The 15,202-nt window shown below is 67.7% G+C and carries 16 protein-coding genes and 1 tRNA gene; 4 read left to right on the forward strand and 13 right to left on the reverse strand.

The window, feature by feature from the left end:
* The first annotated feature begins 176 nt into the window (after window positions 1–176).
* The 3 genes from DMC64_RS34640 to DMC64_RS34650 all read left to right on the forward strand — a co-directional run bounded on the left by DMC64_RS34640 (window position 177) and on the right by DMC64_RS34650 (window position 4,553).
* Window positions 177–2,228, forward strand: coding sequence for a cell division protein FtsK (locus DMC64_RS34640; RefSeq protein WP_125736919.1), 2,052 nt, complete (start codon window positions 177–179; stop codon window positions 2,226–2,228).
* A 218-nt stretch (window positions 2,229–2,446) separates the two neighbouring features.
* Window positions 2,447–2,722, forward strand: coding sequence for a helix-turn-helix domain-containing protein (locus DMC64_RS34645; protein ID WP_125736920.1), 276 nt, complete (start codon window positions 2,447–2,449; stop codon window positions 2,720–2,722).
* Entirely contained in the window at window positions 2,715–4,553 is a 1,839-nt protein-coding gene (locus DMC64_RS34650) for a recombinase family protein (protein ID WP_125736921.1), read from the forward strand. The genes DMC64_RS34645 and DMC64_RS34650 overlap by 8 nt, the downstream gene beginning before the upstream one ends.
* On the opposite strand, the gene DMC64_RS34655 is transcribed toward DMC64_RS34650, so the two are convergent.
* From DMC64_RS34655 to DMC64_RS34675, 5 genes are all read right to left on the reverse strand, one after another.
* A tRNA-Pro gene (locus tag DMC64_RS34655) sits at window positions 4,519–4,592 on the reverse strand. The two genes, DMC64_RS34650 and DMC64_RS34655, sit on opposite strands and share 35 nt — an antisense overlap.
* Before the next feature lie 139 nt (window positions 4,593–4,731).
* The gene (locus tag DMC64_RS34660) at window positions 4,732–5,901 is read right to left on the reverse strand and encodes an alginate lyase family protein (RefSeq protein ID WP_125736922.1); all 1,170 of its coding nucleotides are present in this window, start codon (window positions 5,899–5,901) and stop codon (window positions 4,732–4,734) included.
* A gap of 132 nt (window positions 5,902–6,033) precedes the next feature.
* Window positions 6,034–7,050 (reverse strand): lactonase family protein, encoded by a 1,017-nt coding sequence (locus tag DMC64_RS34665; protein WP_125736923.1) that lies wholly within the window; start codon window positions 7,048–7,050, stop codon window positions 6,034–6,036.
* Between the two features lie 127 nt (window positions 7,051–7,177).
* Entirely contained in the window at window positions 7,178–7,837 is a 660-nt protein-coding gene (locus DMC64_RS34670) for a response regulator transcription factor (RefSeq protein WP_125736924.1), read from the reverse strand.
* A 14-nt stretch (window positions 7,838–7,851) separates the two neighbouring features.
* On the reverse strand, window positions 7,852–8,391 hold the full coding sequence (locus DMC64_RS34675; RefSeq protein ID WP_125736925.1) for a DUF1453 domain-containing protein: 540 nt from the start codon (window positions 8,389–8,391) through the stop codon (window positions 7,852–7,854).
* A gap of 119 nt (window positions 8,392–8,510) precedes the next feature.
* On the opposite strand from DMC64_RS34675, the gene DMC64_RS34680 reads away from it, so the two are divergent.
* Window positions 8,511–9,662, forward strand: a complete 1,152-nt coding sequence (locus DMC64_RS34680) for a sensor histidine kinase (protein ID WP_125736926.1) — start codon at window positions 8,511–8,513, stop codon at window positions 9,660–9,662.
* 21 nt (window positions 9,663–9,683) lie between these two features.
* On the opposite strand, the gene DMC64_RS34685 is transcribed toward DMC64_RS34680, so the two are convergent.
* The 8 genes from DMC64_RS34685 to DMC64_RS34720 form a co-directional block, all read right to left on the reverse strand.
* Window positions 9,684–10,151: a hypothetical protein gene (locus DMC64_RS34685; RefSeq protein WP_125736927.1), complete on the reverse strand. Its 468-nt coding sequence runs from the start codon at window positions 10,149–10,151 to the stop codon at window positions 9,684–9,686.
* 188 nt (window positions 10,152–10,339) lie between these two features.
* Complete coding sequence (locus DMC64_RS34690; protein ID WP_233629914.1) at window positions 10,340–11,179, reverse strand: AraC family transcriptional regulator; 840 nt, start codon at window positions 11,177–11,179, stop codon at window positions 10,340–10,342.
* Between the two features lie 23 nt (window positions 11,180–11,202).
* Window positions 11,203–12,021 carry an alpha/beta fold hydrolase gene (locus DMC64_RS34695; RefSeq protein WP_199755188.1) on the reverse strand — a complete coding sequence of 273 codons (819 nt, stop codon included), beginning with the start codon at window positions 12,019–12,021 and terminating at the stop codon, window positions 11,203–11,205.
* Window positions 12,022–12,097: 76 nt separating this feature from the next.
* Window positions 12,098–12,649: a hypothetical protein gene (locus tag DMC64_RS34700; protein ID WP_125736928.1), complete on the reverse strand. Its 552-nt coding sequence runs from the start codon at window positions 12,647–12,649 to the stop codon at window positions 12,098–12,100.
* 158 nt (window positions 12,650–12,807) lie between these two features.
* A complete protein-coding gene (locus tag DMC64_RS34705) occupies window positions 12,808–13,215 on the reverse strand; it encodes a DUF3224 domain-containing protein (protein WP_125736929.1) in 408 nt (135 codons plus the stop codon).
* Entirely contained in the window at window positions 13,212–14,102 is an 891-nt protein-coding gene (locus DMC64_RS34710; protein ID WP_125736930.1) for a virginiamycin B lyase, read from the reverse strand. The genes DMC64_RS34705 and DMC64_RS34710 overlap by 4 nt, the downstream gene beginning before the upstream one ends.
* On the reverse strand, window positions 14,099–14,755 hold the full coding sequence (locus DMC64_RS34715) for a CatB-related O-acetyltransferase (protein WP_125736931.1): 657 nt from the start codon (window positions 14,753–14,755) through the stop codon (window positions 14,099–14,101). The genes DMC64_RS34710 and DMC64_RS34715 overlap by 4 nt, the downstream gene beginning before the upstream one ends.
* Window positions 14,752–15,126 carry a nuclear transport factor 2 family protein gene (locus DMC64_RS34720; RefSeq protein WP_125736932.1) on the reverse strand — a complete coding sequence of 125 codons (375 nt, stop codon included), beginning with the start codon at window positions 15,124–15,126 and terminating at the stop codon, window positions 14,752–14,754. Before DMC64_RS34720 ends, DMC64_RS34715 begins: the two co-directional genes overlap by 4 nt.
* Window positions 15,127–15,202: the final 76 nt, after the last annotated feature.

A 15,202-nucleotide genomic window follows, 5' to 3' on the forward strand; every position in this document is an offset into this window, starting at 1 on the left:
GTCAGGAAAACCCGACCCCCGAGCCCCGCCCGGGTTCCGGTCCTGACCGAAGCAGCTAGCAACGCCACGCGCCAGCGGTGCCCCGGGCTCCCCTGGCTGAGCGGCCGGGGCACCCTCTCTAAATTTTCCTACCTTGAAAGGCTTTTGTGATGCCCCCTACCCTTACACCACCCACAATGATGGGTGAACCGTCCCGTGATCCTGACGAGCAGAACACCGAAACCCTGCCTGTCCCCGTCGACCCGGACAACGACACCGAGACTGGGCCTGGTCGCCACCGCAGGGGGCAGCGTCGGCCGATCATCGCACCCTGGCTGCACAGCTATGCCACGGCTCGCGCCGCCGTGGCCTCTCGGCTCGGTTTCTATTGGCACATCACGCTTTTTCACCTCACGCGGGTCCCGCTGTACGTGGTCCGCCTGGCTGGACGATCCCCGCGCGGGCTCAGCCGTGTCACCCTCGCGGCTTCGCGCTGGATCTTGCACACCGAATCGCGGAGCCTTCGCCGATCCGCGCTAGAGGCGGCAGAAACCGAGCAATACCTGAAAATCATGCGCGACCATGATCGCCGCGTACGGCTTCGCGTGCTGCTCGCGCTCGGCCTGCTGCTTGTCGCCGGTACGGGTTTCGCGGTGCTGCTCGCACAGTGTCCAGTGTGGACACAGTACGCCGTGGTTGCTTCTCTCGTGGGCGCCTTGGGCTGGGTTGGTTCTCCGGCTGACGCCCCGATTGTCGGTAGCGCCACCGTGGAAACGCGTTACGTGCGGCTCACCAGTGACGCGGTAACGAGGGCGTTGCTCTCGCTCGGCATCGGCGGCATGAAAGACGCTGCGGCGATCGGGTTTCCCGCGCCGATTACCCGTGACGGTCTCGGATGGCGCGCTGACATCGATCTTCCACCGGGGATCACGGCCGCTGATGTGATCGAACGCCGCGCGAAACTCGCGAGCGCTCTTTCCCGTCCGCTCGGGTGTGTCTGGCCCGAAGCCGCCCCCGGAATCCATCCCGGACGCCTGGTGTTGTGGGTCGCTGATCAGGACATGGCCACCACGCGTAAACCGGTGTGGCCCTTGGCTAAATCGGGCGTGGTGGATCTGTTCGCAGCTCAGCCGTTCGGCACCGATCCGCGCGGCCGATGGGTACATGTCACGCTCATGTTTGCATCGGTGATCATCGGAGCCCTGCCACGGATCGGGAAAACGGTGGCGCTTCGGCTGCTGCTCCTGGTTGCCGCGTTGGATGTCCGTGCACAGCTGCACGTGTACGACCTCAAAGGCACCGGTGATTTGGACGCGCTGCGGGCGGTGGCGCACCGCTACCGAGCCGGAGACGATGACGACGACATCGCTTACGCTCTCGACGATATGCGCGCGTTGTCGCGGGATCTGGTCCGCCGCGCGAAAGTGATTCGCGGGCTTCCGCGTGATCTCGCCCCCGAAAACAAGATCACACCAGCGCTCGCGGGAAATTCTAGGCTCGGTCTTCATCCGGTGGTGATCGGTGTCGACGAATGTCAAAGGTGGTTCGAGCACCCCGAACATGGCGCGGAATTCGCGTCGATCTGTGAAGACCTCGTACGGCGGGGGCCTGCCGTGGGAATCATGCTGCTACTCGCCACTCAGCGCCCAACAAGCAAGAGCATCCCCACTGACATCAGCTCGAACGCAATCATCAGGTTCGCGCTCAAAGTGTTGGGGCAGGTGGAAAACGACGTGATCCTAGGGACGTCGGCCTACCGCAACGGTAACCGGGCAACGCTGTTTAGTCGTCGAGATCTCGGTATTGGTCTGTTGGTCGGTGAAGACGACGACACCCGAACCGTGCACGTGTCCTATGTGACAAGGGCGCAGGCTGACGCCATCACCGCCCGAGCCCGAGCCCTACGGGAAACGGCTGGACGCCTGAGCGGATACGCCGCCGACGAGGACCCGACCCCGGCCGAGCACGAGCGCCCCGGTTCGTCTCTGCTGCCGGATCTGCTCACGGCGTTCCGAGGTGAAGCGCGCGCATGGTCGGAAACTCTGACCGGAGCCTTGGCGGAGCTCCGGCCCGACGCGTACACCGGATGGGGTCCCGCTCAGCTCTCAGCAGCGCTACGGCCGTACGGCGTTCGGTCTCGCCAGGTCTGGGGAACCGACCCGGTGAGCTGTGAAGGAGCCAACCGCAGGGGCTTCCAGCTCGCGGACGTTCGCGCCGCTCTGGACGCCCAGAAGGGCGGGAGCGGCTAGCACGGCCGACCGCTAGACCTAGCACCCGCGCTAGCGGCCATTATGGCCGCTGACCTGGGGGATAGCGGCTAGCGGCCGTGAGTCTGAACAACCCGGTATCCGCTCTCAAGGCCGCAACCCGAGGGAGAGCCCGTGTCGATCCCCGATAGGGTTGCATCGATGCAACCCTATCGGGGATCATGAACAGACAGCAGCACGAGAGGAAGTGAGCACACGCGATGGCAACCACCGAACCACCGCCGCACACCTTCGGCGGCTACGTCGCCGACGTCCGCATAGAACGCGGCCTGAGCGCGAAGAAGCTAGCCGCGCAGATGGGCGTATCCCTGAGCACCATCACCCGCATTGAAGCCGGGACGCTCGCCCTTCCCGGTCCGGTCTTGCTGTGCGCGCTCGGCGACGCGCTCGCCTTCGACTACCCGACCGCCGTAGGACTGCTGGAGCCCTACCGCCGCCTATGGCAGCGGCTGCAAGGAGGTGGCGATCATGGATGACGCCGAACTGCTCGACCTCTACGACAACCTGGTCGCGCTGTCGAAGAAGCGGCGAAGCCGTAAGAAGTCCCGCACTGTCCAGAAACGGAAAACGGCAGTGCTGTACCTGCGAGTCTCGGACCGCTCCCAAGTCGAAACCGACTTCGACCCTGAAGGGAACTCGATCCCGACACAGCGCGGGCTCTGCTTTGACTACGCCAAGCGCCGAGAGCTGTCGGTACTTGGCGAGTATTGCGAGCTTGGAGCGTCCGCGCGTTCGATCCATCAGCGACCCGAGTTCCGGAAACTGATCCGCCGCATCATCGAAAAGAAAGACGTCGGCTACGTCATCGTCTACAAGCTGTCCCGTACCGCTCGTGACCGGATCGAAGATGCCATTATCGAGCTGATTTTGAGTCAGTACGACGTGGTTGTGGTGTCAGCAACCGAAGGGCTAGGGGATAACGACACTACTAGTGACCGATCGTTGAGGGGATTCCTTGCGCTGACCAATCAGCTGTCTTCGGACACTTCCGGTGATGACATCGCCGTAAAGATGGGCAATAAAGCCAAAAACGGCGGCACGGTCGGGTTCGCGCCCATCGGCTACGAGAACACCCGCCTACGGTTCGACGGTCACATGGTCAACACCGTACAGCCCGATCCCGACCGCGCCCAGTACATTAAGGACATTCACGCCATGTGGGGCACCGGCCGCTACAGTGCCGCCCACATCCGCGAGACCGTCACCGAACGCGGCCTACGCACCCGAGGCACCCGCAAGCACCCACCCGGCCCTGTCTCGCTCAACACGATTCTTAAAATCCTGACCGACCGCTACTACCTCGGGTACGTCACCTACGACGGCGTCGAGTATCGCGGCCGACATGAGCCCCTGATCACAGAGGAAGTTTGGAAGCGTTCACAGCAAGTCTTCGACGCCTCCCCGCACGCCGGAGTTCGGCGGATGGTGCACAGCCACCCGCTCAAAGGGGTGCTGTGGTGCGGTCGCTGTCAGCGTCGGCTCATCTTGGCTCACTGCAAGGGCAACGGCGGCGCGTACCAGTACTACTTTTGCATGGGGCGTATGAAGAAAACCTGTGATCTGCCGTACCTGCGCACAGGCGGCGCGGCCGGGCTCGAAGCCGCCGTAAGCGGCTTCCTTGCCGGGGAGATGATCCCCGAGCAGACGCGACAGGAACTCGTCGCCCGCGCTGATCGAGAGATCATGGACGCGGCCAGCACCGCCGAAGATGCCCGCGAGACGATCACGCGCGCTCTTGCCGACGTGGACCGCAGGCAAGAGCGGTACATGGACATGGCCGAAGACCCAGCGTGGGAAAGTGTCAAGGACAAGACCGCCGCCCGTATCCAGAAGTTGCACGACGAGAAAACCGCACTAGAGCGGCAGCTAGCCGAGCTGGACACCACCGCCCAAAACACCACCGGGCGCGACGTGCTCGCCCTCGGGCTAGAACTGCTGGAACGCCCCCGCGACTTCTACGACCGGGGAGACGACCACACCCGGTCCCTACTGCTAGTGACGCTGTACTCGCGGCTCTACGTCGACAGCGTGGACGACGCCACGACCGTCACCGACGTTGACCGCGCAGAGCCGTTCGAGACCATCCACGAGATCCACCGTGCCCACGCCGGTGAGCATCTGATCAAGCGCCCCGCCCGCGACGGTGGCCGCTCGGGCACGTGCACCGGCCGTCAACGTAAGAGAGGGGCCGACGCTGCACGCGTCGGCCCCTCTGAAGACTTGGGGAGCTTGCCGGTCCCAGGTGTCACCGGTTCCAACAAGCTCCGCCACGTCGGGCTGACAGGATTCGAACCTGCGACCCCTTGACCCCCAGTCAAGTGCGCTACCAAACTGCGCCACAGCCCGGACCCGCGCTCCGTGGAGTGCGATGTGAGTACTTTAGCGGGTCCCGAACCGGGGCTTGCAACCAGGGGTCACTGTGTGTCTGAGCTGGGAAAACGGTCCGTGAGGGCCGCCCTGCCGCATTCGGGCGGCCCCCACGGGGTCACTGAGGGTTGCCGGCGTGAGTGAGGGTCTGCCAGGCGACGAACAGGTTGTTGGTGCCCGCCGGGCGTTGGCGCAGGGTAAGGGCCTCCGTGTTGCTCATGGTGTGCCCGAGGCGGGTGTGGAGGTGGTTGTACCCGACTTCGGTGATCGGGCCGAGGCCGAGCTTCAGGCTGCCGCCGCACAGCCACGACGGGACCGCGGCGCCCATCTGGTACTTCGCGTGGAAGCCGAGGCCTTCGCGGAGCCGGTCGGCGATCTCCGGGTAGAGGTCCTGGCCCTGGATGCGGGTGGTCTCGGCGAAGTCCGCGATGGCGGCGAGGCCGTAGCCGGTGTGCGTGAAGTCCCGGCACGTCTCCTGGGAGAGGCCGTTGACGAACGTCGTCTGGCCTTGCCAGTACTTCACGATCTTGTCGCGCGTGTCCAGCCCGCTGCCGGGCGCGGTCTTCGGGAGCGCGCCGTCGCTGGTCAGGTAGAGGTAAGCGGGGACGCGGGTGCGGAACTTCGCGACGGCCTTGTCGTAGGCCGTCTTGTCGTCGAGGAACACGGCGATGCCGATCGCGGCCTCGGTCATGCTGAGTTCCCAGTTCCCGTTGCTGTGGCTGCCGTTGATCACCTCGGGCAGGTACACGTTCCGGAGCATCGCGCCGAAGCGGCCGGAGTTCGGCCAGCTCGTGTAGGTGTGCTTGATGATCTCCGCGGCGCGCGGCCAGGAGGAGGCCGACCAGGCCGACTGCAGGGGAGCGTTGCTGTTCGTGTGATCCTTCAGTACCGCGGACCAAGCGTCCATGATCTCGATCGCCTTGGTCGCGTATTTCGCGTCGCGCGTGATGTACCACGCCAGCGAAAGGGAATACGCTGCGATCGCGTCTTGCCGTTCATCGGTACAGCCGATGTTCGGATTCGAATAGGAACCGCATTCGACGATGGCCCGTGGTTTCGGTGACCGGGACAACGAGGCGTACGAACTCGACATCATCGCGTCGTAAGCCTGTTTCCACGGTTGCGCGCCGGCCTGGACCTTGGCGCGGACGAAGTCCAGTTGCGGGCGGCTGACCAGCACGCCGGGATGGGTGAAAGCGGCGGGCGCGGCCTGGGTGGGAGCGCTGAAAAGGCCTAGCGTCAACGGGACGAGCGTGGCCAGGGCGAGCAGTTTCCTCGGTAGGGACATGGTTCTCCTCGGGCGGGTGTGAGCCAGGTCACCGGCGGCGTGCGTTCAGTGTCGTGGTCTGAACCAGTTGCGTCAAGACCTTTATTCGCCTCGAAAAGAAAGAAGGCCCGCCCGTTCAGCGGGCTGAACGAATCAATGCGGCCAAAGGCCGACGAAGGCCGGGCTCCCGACCGGATAAGTGCCGATCAGACGCCAGCTCTCGCGTTCATAGGCCTGGATCGCGTCACTGCTCTGCGCGGCGACATAAACGTGCTCGCCGACGATGGAGAAGTGCCGTGGCCATTCGCCGGTGCCGTGGTCGGCCACAGCCACGCCGTCGAAAGTGAATTCCGTGATCTTCTCGGGCCCCCGGTTCGACAGGAACAGCCGGTCGCCGCGCAGGACGAGCTGCGCCGGGAGGTTCTCGCCGCCCGGTTCGAGCGTCGCCGGAACGGAGTTCTCGACGGCGAACGTACCCGGCGGCTCTTCGCGCACCGTCACAAGCGACGCGGCCAGTTCGCCGACGATATACGCGCGGCTCGTGCCGGGACGCCGGACCAGTTGCCGCGGTCCGGTTCCGGCAGGCAGCGTCGACACCGACACGGGGATCAGCTCGCCTTCCTCGCCGAGGCGATAGCTGCGGATCTCGTCGGTGCCCAGGTCGACCGCGCTGACCAGCGTGCCCGTCTCGTCGACGACGGCCATGTGGACGTGCGCGGCTTCCTGCCGTTCGGCGTTCGGGCCGTTGCCTTCGTGCTGGACCAGCGCCGTCCGCACGGTCGGCACCCCGTCCGGGCCCAGCGCGAACGCCGCCAGGCTGCCACCGCTGTAGTTGGCGCACAGCAGGAACCTGCCGTCCGGAGTGACCGACAGATGGCACGGATCCGCCCCGCCGGTCGGCAGCGAGTTCAAGACCGAGAGGGTCCCGTCTTCGGCGACCGCCACGGCGGTGATCGCACCCTCGGCCGTCTCGTTCACCGCGTAGAGCACCGGAAGTGTGGGATGCGGGGTCAGCCAGCTCGGCGAATCCAGGGCGAGCGAGCCCACCGGGGTGAGTTCCCCGGTCCGCGCGTCGCGCCGGAACGTGCCGATGCCTTCGCCGCGGCCGTTGCTCGCGGCGGTGTAGGAGCCGACGATGAGCAGAGTCCGGTCGTCGTTCGCAGAAGTCACGACGCACACTGTGCAGCAAGCCGACGTGCAGGTGAATCCCTTTTGACCACATCCGTCGCCCGACTTGGTCGGGCAGGAAGGACCGGAACCGTCCGCTGGACGATGTCGAAAACCTGATGAAACGCGATCAGGTGAAGCGGTAGGGCGCAGGAGCCGGTGTGCTCAGCGCGTACCGGACCGCTTCGGCGCGGGAATGGAAGCCCGCCTTCGCGAACAGATTGTTGATGTGGGTCTTCACGGTGGCTTCGCTGATCACCAGCCGCTCGGCGATCTCCGGGTTCCTCAGGCCTTCGCCGATCAGGCCGAGGATCTCCTTCTCCCGCGAGGTGAACCCGAACCGGTCCCCCTCCTCCCCCGCGCGCGACCGGCGCGACGCGAGGGCGAGGAGCCTCCGCTGGACCTCCGGGGCGACGACGACCTGGCCGTCGGCGGCGGTGCGCACGGCCTGCTCGATCTTCGCCCGGTCGGCTTCCTTCGTCAGGTAGCCACTCGCGCCGGCTTCGAGCGCGGCGAGGATCGACTCGTCGTCGTCGAGGCTGGTCAGGACCACCACTTGCACCCCGGGTGCGGCTGTCTTGATCCGGCCGGTCGCTTCGACGCCGTCGATCACCGGCATGTGGAGGTCCATCAGCACGACGTCCGGCGCATGCCGGGAGACCGCGGCGACGGCTTCCTCGCCGTTGGTCGCCGTCGCGACGACGGTGATGCCGTCGGCGATGTCGAGCATCACCGCGAGGGCCTCCCGCACGGACGCCTGATCGTCGACGACGATGAGCGACACGGTCACCTGGGTACCTCCGGTCAGCGGCGGGTCATCCTGGTCTGCAAATCGTCGAGGAACGGCGAGGTGGTGTGCGCCTTGCCGTCCGCACCCTTCTTCCAGACGATACGGCTGCCGGTGCGCACCGCCCTGGCGAGCACGACGACTCCCTCGACGAGCATTCCGACTCCGATGGTCAGCATGACACTGTTCCCGCCGGAGGCGACTCCGGTGATCAGGCCGAGCAGCAGGTTCGCGCCGACCTTCGCGGCCACGTTCAGGATCCACAGCGCGATCGTGAGCCACGTGTAGCGCATGTGCGCGACGCCGTCCTGCTGATAGATCCGGATGCTCGCGCCCCGCAGGACTCCGAACAGGACACTCACCGCGAGCGTGCCCATCAGGAACGCCACCGCGGTCGCGGACTGCACGCTTTCGTCCACTTCGGACAGGCCGATCACCGCGAGGATCGCGGGCAGCAACAGCATTCGCTTGGCTTCGGCGACGTCCCCGGCCAGGCGGCGGATCAGGACGTATCCGACCGCGGCGACGATCAGGACGATCTCGACAGGAGTGCTCATCGTTTCCCCCTCGGGCAGGTTTTCGAAGACACTCCGACGCTAGGGCGGCGAGCGCGCGCCGTCGTGCGGCCGCAGCCGTATCTTCGGGTGGAGAACCCTCTCCACCCTCAGGAGCTCCGATGACCGGAAACGCGACGGTGCTCCGCCGCGAATGGGTCGCCGACAGGCTGGTCCGGCCCGCCCTGATCACGGCGGCGATCGTCGTGACCGGGGCCGGGATCTTCACCCAGCAGGTGCACGTCCGGCCCCTGACCACCGCGCTCTTCGTCCTCGTCACGCTCTTCGCCCTGGCGTCGTTCCTGCCGTGGGACCGGATCCCGCAGCGGGCGCGGCTTCTACTCGCCGGCGGATACGCCGTGTCCGCGGCGGTGCTCCTGCCACTGGCTCCGAACACCTTCGCGCCGATGTTCGCCTATCTCGCCGCCGCGGTCGCCGGGATCAAACTCGCCTCGCGCACCCTGGCGGTCGTGGTGGCCGTCCTCGACGCCGTCTGCTGCGCGGTGGCGGTCGCGGTGGTCGGCGCGGTGACGCCGAACGCGGACGTGTGGCCGTGGTGGCTCGCGCTTTCGGTGGGCCTGCCGGTGCTGCTCGGCATCGCGCGCCGGGACCGGCGCGACGCGCTCTTCAACGCCGAACGCGCCGCCGCCGAAGCCCGGCGCGCGGCCGCGTCCGAGTCGCGGGAGGCCGCGCTGCTGGAGCGGACGCGGATCGCGCGGGAACTGCACGACGTTCTCGGGCATTCGCTGACCGGGATCGCCCTGCAGCTCGACATGGCCGACGCCCTCGGTACGAAAGGCAGGGACGCGGAAGCCGGCGCCGCCGTGCGCCGTGCGCGGTCGCTGGCGGTCGACGGCATCGGGCGGATGCGGCAGGCGGTGCACGAACTGCGAGAGGACGCCTTGCCGCTGGAAAAGACCCTGGCCGCGTTGTGCGCGAGCGAGGCAGCGTCCTTCGAGGTGACAGGCACCGCGGGCCCGCTCGCCGGCGGTGTCGCGCACACCCTCGTCCGCGCCGCACAGGAGGCCCTGACGAACGCGGCCAAATACGCCCCTGGCGCCGCACGCGCGGTGCGACTCGGGTTCTCACCGGAAACGGTCACGCTCGTCGTCACGAACGGTCCCGCCGGGGAGCGGACGAAAACGGACAGTGGCGGCGGGATGGGGCTGGTCGGGATGCGGGAGCGGGCCACCGCGCTGGGTGGGTCGGCGCAGGCGGGCCCCGCCGCGGAGGGCGGCTGGACGGTCGAGGTCCGGCTGCCCCGCGCGGATTGAGACCACGGCCGCGGTGAACCCTCACCACCAAGGTTCGGTGCACTTGGTGGTCCGCGGTTGGTCACGCAACATGCCACAGGCCCGGAACTGCCAGGTCGGCGAAGGGTTCGTCCGCTGCGCCGCGCTGGTCTTGGTGGCCTGCGAATGCGGGATCACGAACGGCCCGCACTGGATCCAGCTATGGCCGCCGTCCCGCGTCCAGTCCATCCAGACCAGGTCGCCCGCCTGTGTGGCGCCACGCGCGTGCGCCCACCCGCGCAGCCCTTGGACATAGCCCTTGTACAGGGTCACGGTCATGAAGCCGCCCACCACCATGACGCGGACCGGTTCGCCGGTGAGACCGTCGGGTATGTCCACGAAACCGTTCGCCCCGCGCTCGCAGTCCGCCGTGGATTCCGCGGTGATCGGATCCGCCGAAGCCGGTGCCGCGGCGGCGAACGAGGCCGTGAGGACCATGACGAAAATGATCAGCGATGTCTTCCATCGCATGGTTTCCCTCCCCAGATTTTGTTTCGCCAGAACGCCATTCACCCACTCCGAGGGCAGGTTTCGTCAGCGGCAAAGGGAAACGATCACCCGAAGAGCGGAAGATCGTTCTCACGGCGTGCCAGCCGCGTGGCGGACCCTGCCTGACAACAAGCCAAGCGGCGGTCGTCGAACATGTCCGGGTCTGCACCTCACGGAGAAGCCGGCCACGCGACATCGTCGATCGCGAGCCATGGTGCGGCGGCCACGGCGGCGGGCGGGCCTCCGGTGATCGCCTTGACCTCACGGTGGAGGTGGGACTGGTCGACGTAGCCACTGTCGGCGGCAACGCCGGCGGGCGCGTGACCGGCCGCGAGCAGATGGGCGGCGTGGTCGAAACGCACCAGCCGGGCGGCGCGTTTCGGTGTGGTGCCGAGCTGGGCCCCAAAGCGCGACCACAGGCGCTTGCGGCTCCAGCCGACCTCGTCGGCCAGGCCGTCGACCCGTATCCGTCCTCGGCTGGTGTGCATCCGCCGCCAGGTGTAGGCGACCTCCGGATCGACCGTCCGGTGGGAGTCCAGTCGTCGGCCGAGGATTCTCGACGCGATCGCGAACCGCTCGTCCCACGTCGCGGCGGCGCGCAACCTGTCCTCGACGCGCTCGGCGTCGCGGCCCCAGACATCCTCCAGCGATACCACCGTTCCGCTGAACTCGGCCGACGCGCCGAGCACCTTGGCCGCCACCGGCGGCGACAGCCGGATCTGGAGACACTCGATCGCCGGGCCCGAGCCACCGACCCGGAGCTCGCCGGGGAGGAGCCCGATCACGACAGTGCCGCGCTCGCGCCGGCCATCGGTGTCGTAGACGAGACCCGCTCCGTCGGTCAGGTCGACGAGCAGGCTGACGGACGGATGCGCGACCATGGCGATGTCGGTGGCGCCGGGGACGCGTTGCCGGAATCCGGCCATGCTGATCCCCGGCGGCCGATCCGACCGGCGTGGAACGGCGACGTCCACCTCCGACCAGTCGAGTGGTGCCCCGATTGACGGCATGCGACCAGATTAGGCTTCGGAGATCACGGGTGACGGCTGACCTCGGCCGTGAAGTCCAGCAGCAGCCTGCTGGTCTCCTCCGGTGCTTCGAGCACAGGCAGGTGCCCGACGCCGGGCAGCAGCTCGACCCGCGCGGTCGGCACCGCGTCGTACTGGTGCGCCGACGACGGATCCCAGCGGGGGTCGGCGGTGCCGAAGATCGCCAGCACCGGGGTGTCGAGGGCGGTAAGGCGCTCAGGCATGCTTCGTTCGGCGAGGTATGCGCTGTTCCGGCTGAGCACAGCCCTCATCGTGCGGTACGTGATGCCCTGGAGGTCGGCGATCAGGTCGTCCGGGACGTCCACCGGGCGAGCGGCCGTCGCCCTGATCCCGCTGCGGATCATCGCGGTCGAACGCCTCGCCCACAGCAGCCCGCCGAGCGGTGGGGCCAGCAGGGCCCTGAGGATGACCGGCTGCGGAAGCAGCGCGCCGGGACTCGGGCCGGTGCTGATCAGCGCGAGCGACTCCACCAGGTCGGGGCGTTGTTCGGCGAGCGCCGTGACGACGTAGCCGCCGCTGGAATGCCCGACCGCGGCGACCTGACCGAGGCCGAGGTCATCGAGTATCGCCGCCACACGGCCCGCCTGCGCCGGCACGTCGTACGACGGCGCGGGCGGAGACTGGCCGCAACCCGGAAGGTCGACTCGAATGACGTGATGGTGCCTGCCGAGCATCGGGATCATCGGGCCCCAGCAGGCGCCCGACGCTCCCGAGCCGTGGACGAGCAACAGCGGTGGGGCCTGCCGCGGCCCCTCATGGACCACGTGCATCCCGTGCGACTGCTTGACGTCGTACTCACTCATGTCCGGGACGATGCCCGGACCGCCGGCCTTCGGTCTTGGACAAATGTTCCCCTCGCCCGAAAAACGCGGGCGGGCGTTACTTGTACAAGGTCTGGACGTTCGTGAAGGTGATGTCGTTTGTGGTGGTGCTGTCAGGGTTGAACCGGAAGACGATGTTGTCCGCTCCCCCGGAGCGCATCGTGAAGGTCGACGTCACCGTCGCCGATCCGCCCGCGACGAGCTGCTGCGGCAGGTCGGTGGGGCTGCCCTTTTGAGTGGCCGAGTTCGTCGCCTTGGCGTGGTTGCTGCCGTAGAGCAACTCCGCACGGACAGTGCCCTTCGTTGTCGGGAAGACGAACGTCGCGTTGCCGGTATTCGCGATCTCGGTGGCTATCGTCACCACGACCTGTTCGGTTGGGCCGGAGTTGTACGCGTCCGAATCCGTGGTCTCGGACTTCGCGGAGATGATCCTGACCTTCAAGCCGTTGGACAAAGTGGCGGCTTCGGCTGCCGGAGTCTCCGACTCGGAGGCGTTGTCGAGGCCGACAGCGTCCTGTCGGGTATCCGGCGCGGCAGAGCCGTCGCACGCGGCCAGTACGAGGGCACCGGCCACTATGAAGAGGCCGGCCGAGGGTCTTTTGCTGGGCACAGCGGCCCAGTTTACGTCATCTGGAACGCCTCGAGATTCGTGCTCGATCCGGGAGGAATGCAAGGGATGGCGCCGAGTTGGCCGGCCGTCGCCTCCGCTGTCGACGACGGCCGGCTCCTCCACTTCAGCGGCCCGCCCAAGACGGCGTCGCAGTACCGTCAGACGTCCTCCGCCCGAACCTCGGCACCGAACGAGAACTCCAGCGTCAGCACCCCGTGCCGCGCCTCAACCGCCCGCCCGGACAACCCGGCCAGCTCCCCCGTGCCGGATTTCGGGACCACCGCGCCGAAAGTGCTCTGTTCGTCCCCGTCCGCCAGTCCGCCGTGCTGGATCACGAACGACCCCGGCCTGCCGTCGAGTGTTCCCTCGATGCGTTCGGACGCGACGTACCCGGCACCGCCTTCTCCCTGAGCGGTGAGCACCTCGGCGACCCCGGTTCCGGCCAGCGCTCCGCGGTAGGTCTTGCGGATCACGATCCGGGTCAGCTTCGGGCCCTCCGACGGCTCGGCGTAGGGCTTCTCGTCCCAGCTGTCGATCTCGAACTCCGCGTCGATCGTGGTGCTCATCGAACCTCTCCTCCATTGTCGATTCGGGCAAGTGCCCCTAGTTCCAGCGCCGTCCACAGTGCTCGGTCCGGGCCGAACGCGAGGCCGTGCGGTTCGGAACCCGGCGTGGGCAGGTCGTGTGTCTCGATGACACCGTCCGGGGTGATCGAGCCGACCCGGTTGCCGCCCCATTCGGTGAACCACAACGCGTTGTCGCCGCGGGCGATGGCGTGCGGCCGCGCGGAACGGTCGGGCAGCGGGAATTCGGTCACCTCCCCGTGGACGGTGATCCGGCCGATCTGCCCGGCGGTGATCTCGGTGAACCACAATGCCCCGTCGGGACCGGCGGCGATTCCGACCGGCCCGGCGGCCTGGGTCGGCAGCCGGTGCACGGTGATCTCGCCTCCGGTGGTGATCCTGCCGATGGCGTCGGCCTGGTTCATCGTGAACCACAGCGCGCCGTCCGGTCCCGCGACGATCGCCGACGGGAACGTTCCGGTGCCCGGCAGCGCGAACTCCGTGACGTCGCCCGACACCGTGATCCGGCCGATCCGGTCGGCGGCGACCTCGGTGAACCACATCGCCCCGTCGGGGCCGGCGGCGAGTCCGTAGGGGCCGCATTCCGGCGTGGGCAAGGGAAACTCGCTGATCACACCGGCCGTGGTGATACGCCCGATTCGGTGCGCCTGATACTCGGTGAACCACAACGCGCCGTCCGGGCCCGCCGCGATCACGGTCGGGCCGCTGTCCGGCGCGAGCGGCCAGTTCTCCGGCGATCCTCCCGGAACCAGCCGCCCGATGTGTCCACTTCGGACCAAGGTGTACCAGAGGGCGTCGTCCGGTCCGAGGGCGATCGCGTACGGACCTTCGCCGGGGACGGGGAATTCTTCGATGCCGATGCGGCTCATTCGGCACCCGCCAATCCGTGCTCGGCGGCGATACGGAGAACCTCGGACGGCTCGCCGGCCATGATCGTCCGGACGTGCTCGGTGACCAGGTCCACCGGCCAGTTCCACCAGGCCGCGCGGCGCAGCGCGGAAACCTCGGCGTCACCGAACCGCTGCCGGATCGGCCGGGCCGGATTCCCGCCGACGATCGTGTACGGCGGCACGTCCGCGGTCACCACCGCGCCCGCCGCCACGATCGCCCCGTCGCCGATGGTCACCCCCGGCATGACGGTGACCTGGTGGCCGATCCAGACATCGTTGCCGACCACCGTGTCGCCCCGGCTCGGCATGCCGGTGACGAGGTCGAGCGTCTTCTCCGTCCAGTCGCCGCCGAACATGGTGAACGGGAAGGTGGACGGCCCCAGCGTCGGGTGGTCGGCACCGGCCATCAGGAACCGGGTGCCGCTGGCGAGCGCGCAGTACTTGCCGATGACCAGCCGTTCCGGCCCGTATCCGTAGAGGACGTTGCGCCGCTCGAACTCCGTCGCGCCGTCCGGATCGTCGAAATAGGTGTAGTCGCCGACCACGATCTTCGGCGAGCGGATCAGCGGTTTCAGGAAGATCACCCGCTCGTGCGCGGGCAGCGGGTGAAGCGTCGTCGGATCAGGGTTCACTTGTCGGCTCCAGGTGTGGGGACAGGGTCGAGGAAGCCGTAGCCGCGGCTCAGCCGGGACCGCCCGGCGACCAGCACGGTGCTGCCGATGATCACGGCCGGACCACCGGCCGGGCCGAGCTCCCAGGTCAGCCGCGCCACGTCGTGGTGGGCGTCGACGGGGCCCCCCGCCCGGTAACGCAGACCGGGGAACCGTCGTTGCGCGGTCGCCATCGCCTCGTCGATGGCCGCGTCGCCTTCCGCGACCACTATCGGGTCGACGTAGCGGGCGTCGAGCGTCCACAGTTCGGCCACGAGCGCGCGCCGCCGGACCGGGTCGGTTTCGTTCCAGCTCGCCAGATATCGCCGGGCCAGCTCATCCATGCCGGACATGGCCACCTCCTTCACCGAGGACGCTATGGCTTCGCCGAGCCTGCGGAATCTGTCACAACCCGGCAGTCTCGCGGCG

The organism is Amycolatopsis sp. WAC 04197 (assembly GCF_003947475.1).
Taxonomy (GTDB): domain Bacteria; phylum Actinomycetota; class Actinomycetes; order Mycobacteriales; family Pseudonocardiaceae; genus Amycolatopsis; species Amycolatopsis japonica.

Excerpts from the sequence above, each read along its gene's own strand:
- DMC64_RS34640 (WP_125736919.1), top strand. The coding sequence starts at position 177 with ATGATGGGTGAACCGTCCCGTGATCCTGACGAGCAGAACACCGAAACC.
- DMC64_RS34710 (WP_125736930.1), bottom strand. The coding sequence starts at position 14,102 with ATGAGCCGCATCGGCATCGAAGAATTCCCCGTCCCCGGCGAAGGTCCG.
- DMC64_RS34695 (WP_199755188.1), bottom strand. The coding sequence starts at position 12,021 with ATGAGTGAGTACGACGTCAAGCAGTCGCACGGGATGCACGTGGTCCAT.
- DMC64_RS34645 (WP_125736920.1), top strand. The coding sequence starts at position 2,447 with ATGGCAACCACCGAACCACCGCCGCACACCTTCGGCGGCTACGTCGCC.
- DMC64_RS34660 (WP_125736922.1), bottom strand. The coding sequence starts at position 5,901 with ATGTCCCTACCGAGGAAACTGCTCGCCCTGGCCACGCTCGTCCCGTTG.
- DMC64_RS34650 (WP_125736921.1), top strand. The coding sequence starts at position 2,715 with ATGGATGACGCCGAACTGCTCGACCTCTACGACAACCTGGTCGCGCTG.
- DMC64_RS34720 (WP_125736932.1), bottom strand. The coding sequence starts at position 15,126 with ATGTCCGGCATGGATGAGCTGGCCCGGCGATATCTGGCGAGCTGGAAC.
- DMC64_RS34685 (WP_125736927.1), bottom strand. The coding sequence starts at position 10,151 with ATGCGATGGAAGACATCGCTGATCATTTTCGTCATGGTCCTCACGGCC.
- DMC64_RS34675 (WP_125736925.1), bottom strand. The coding sequence starts at position 8,391 with ATGAGCACTCCTGTCGAGATCGTCCTGATCGTCGCCGCGGTCGGATAC.
- DMC64_RS34680 (WP_125736926.1), top strand. The coding sequence starts at position 8,511 with ATGACCGGAAACGCGACGGTGCTCCGCCGCGAATGGGTCGCCGACAGG.
- DMC64_RS34705 (WP_125736929.1), bottom strand. The coding sequence starts at position 13,215 with ATGAGCACCACGATCGACGCGGAGTTCGAGATCGACAGCTGGGACGAG.
- DMC64_RS34690 (WP_233629914.1), bottom strand. The coding sequence starts at position 11,179 with ATGCCGTCAATCGGGGCACCACTCGACTGGTCGGAGGTGGACGTCGCC.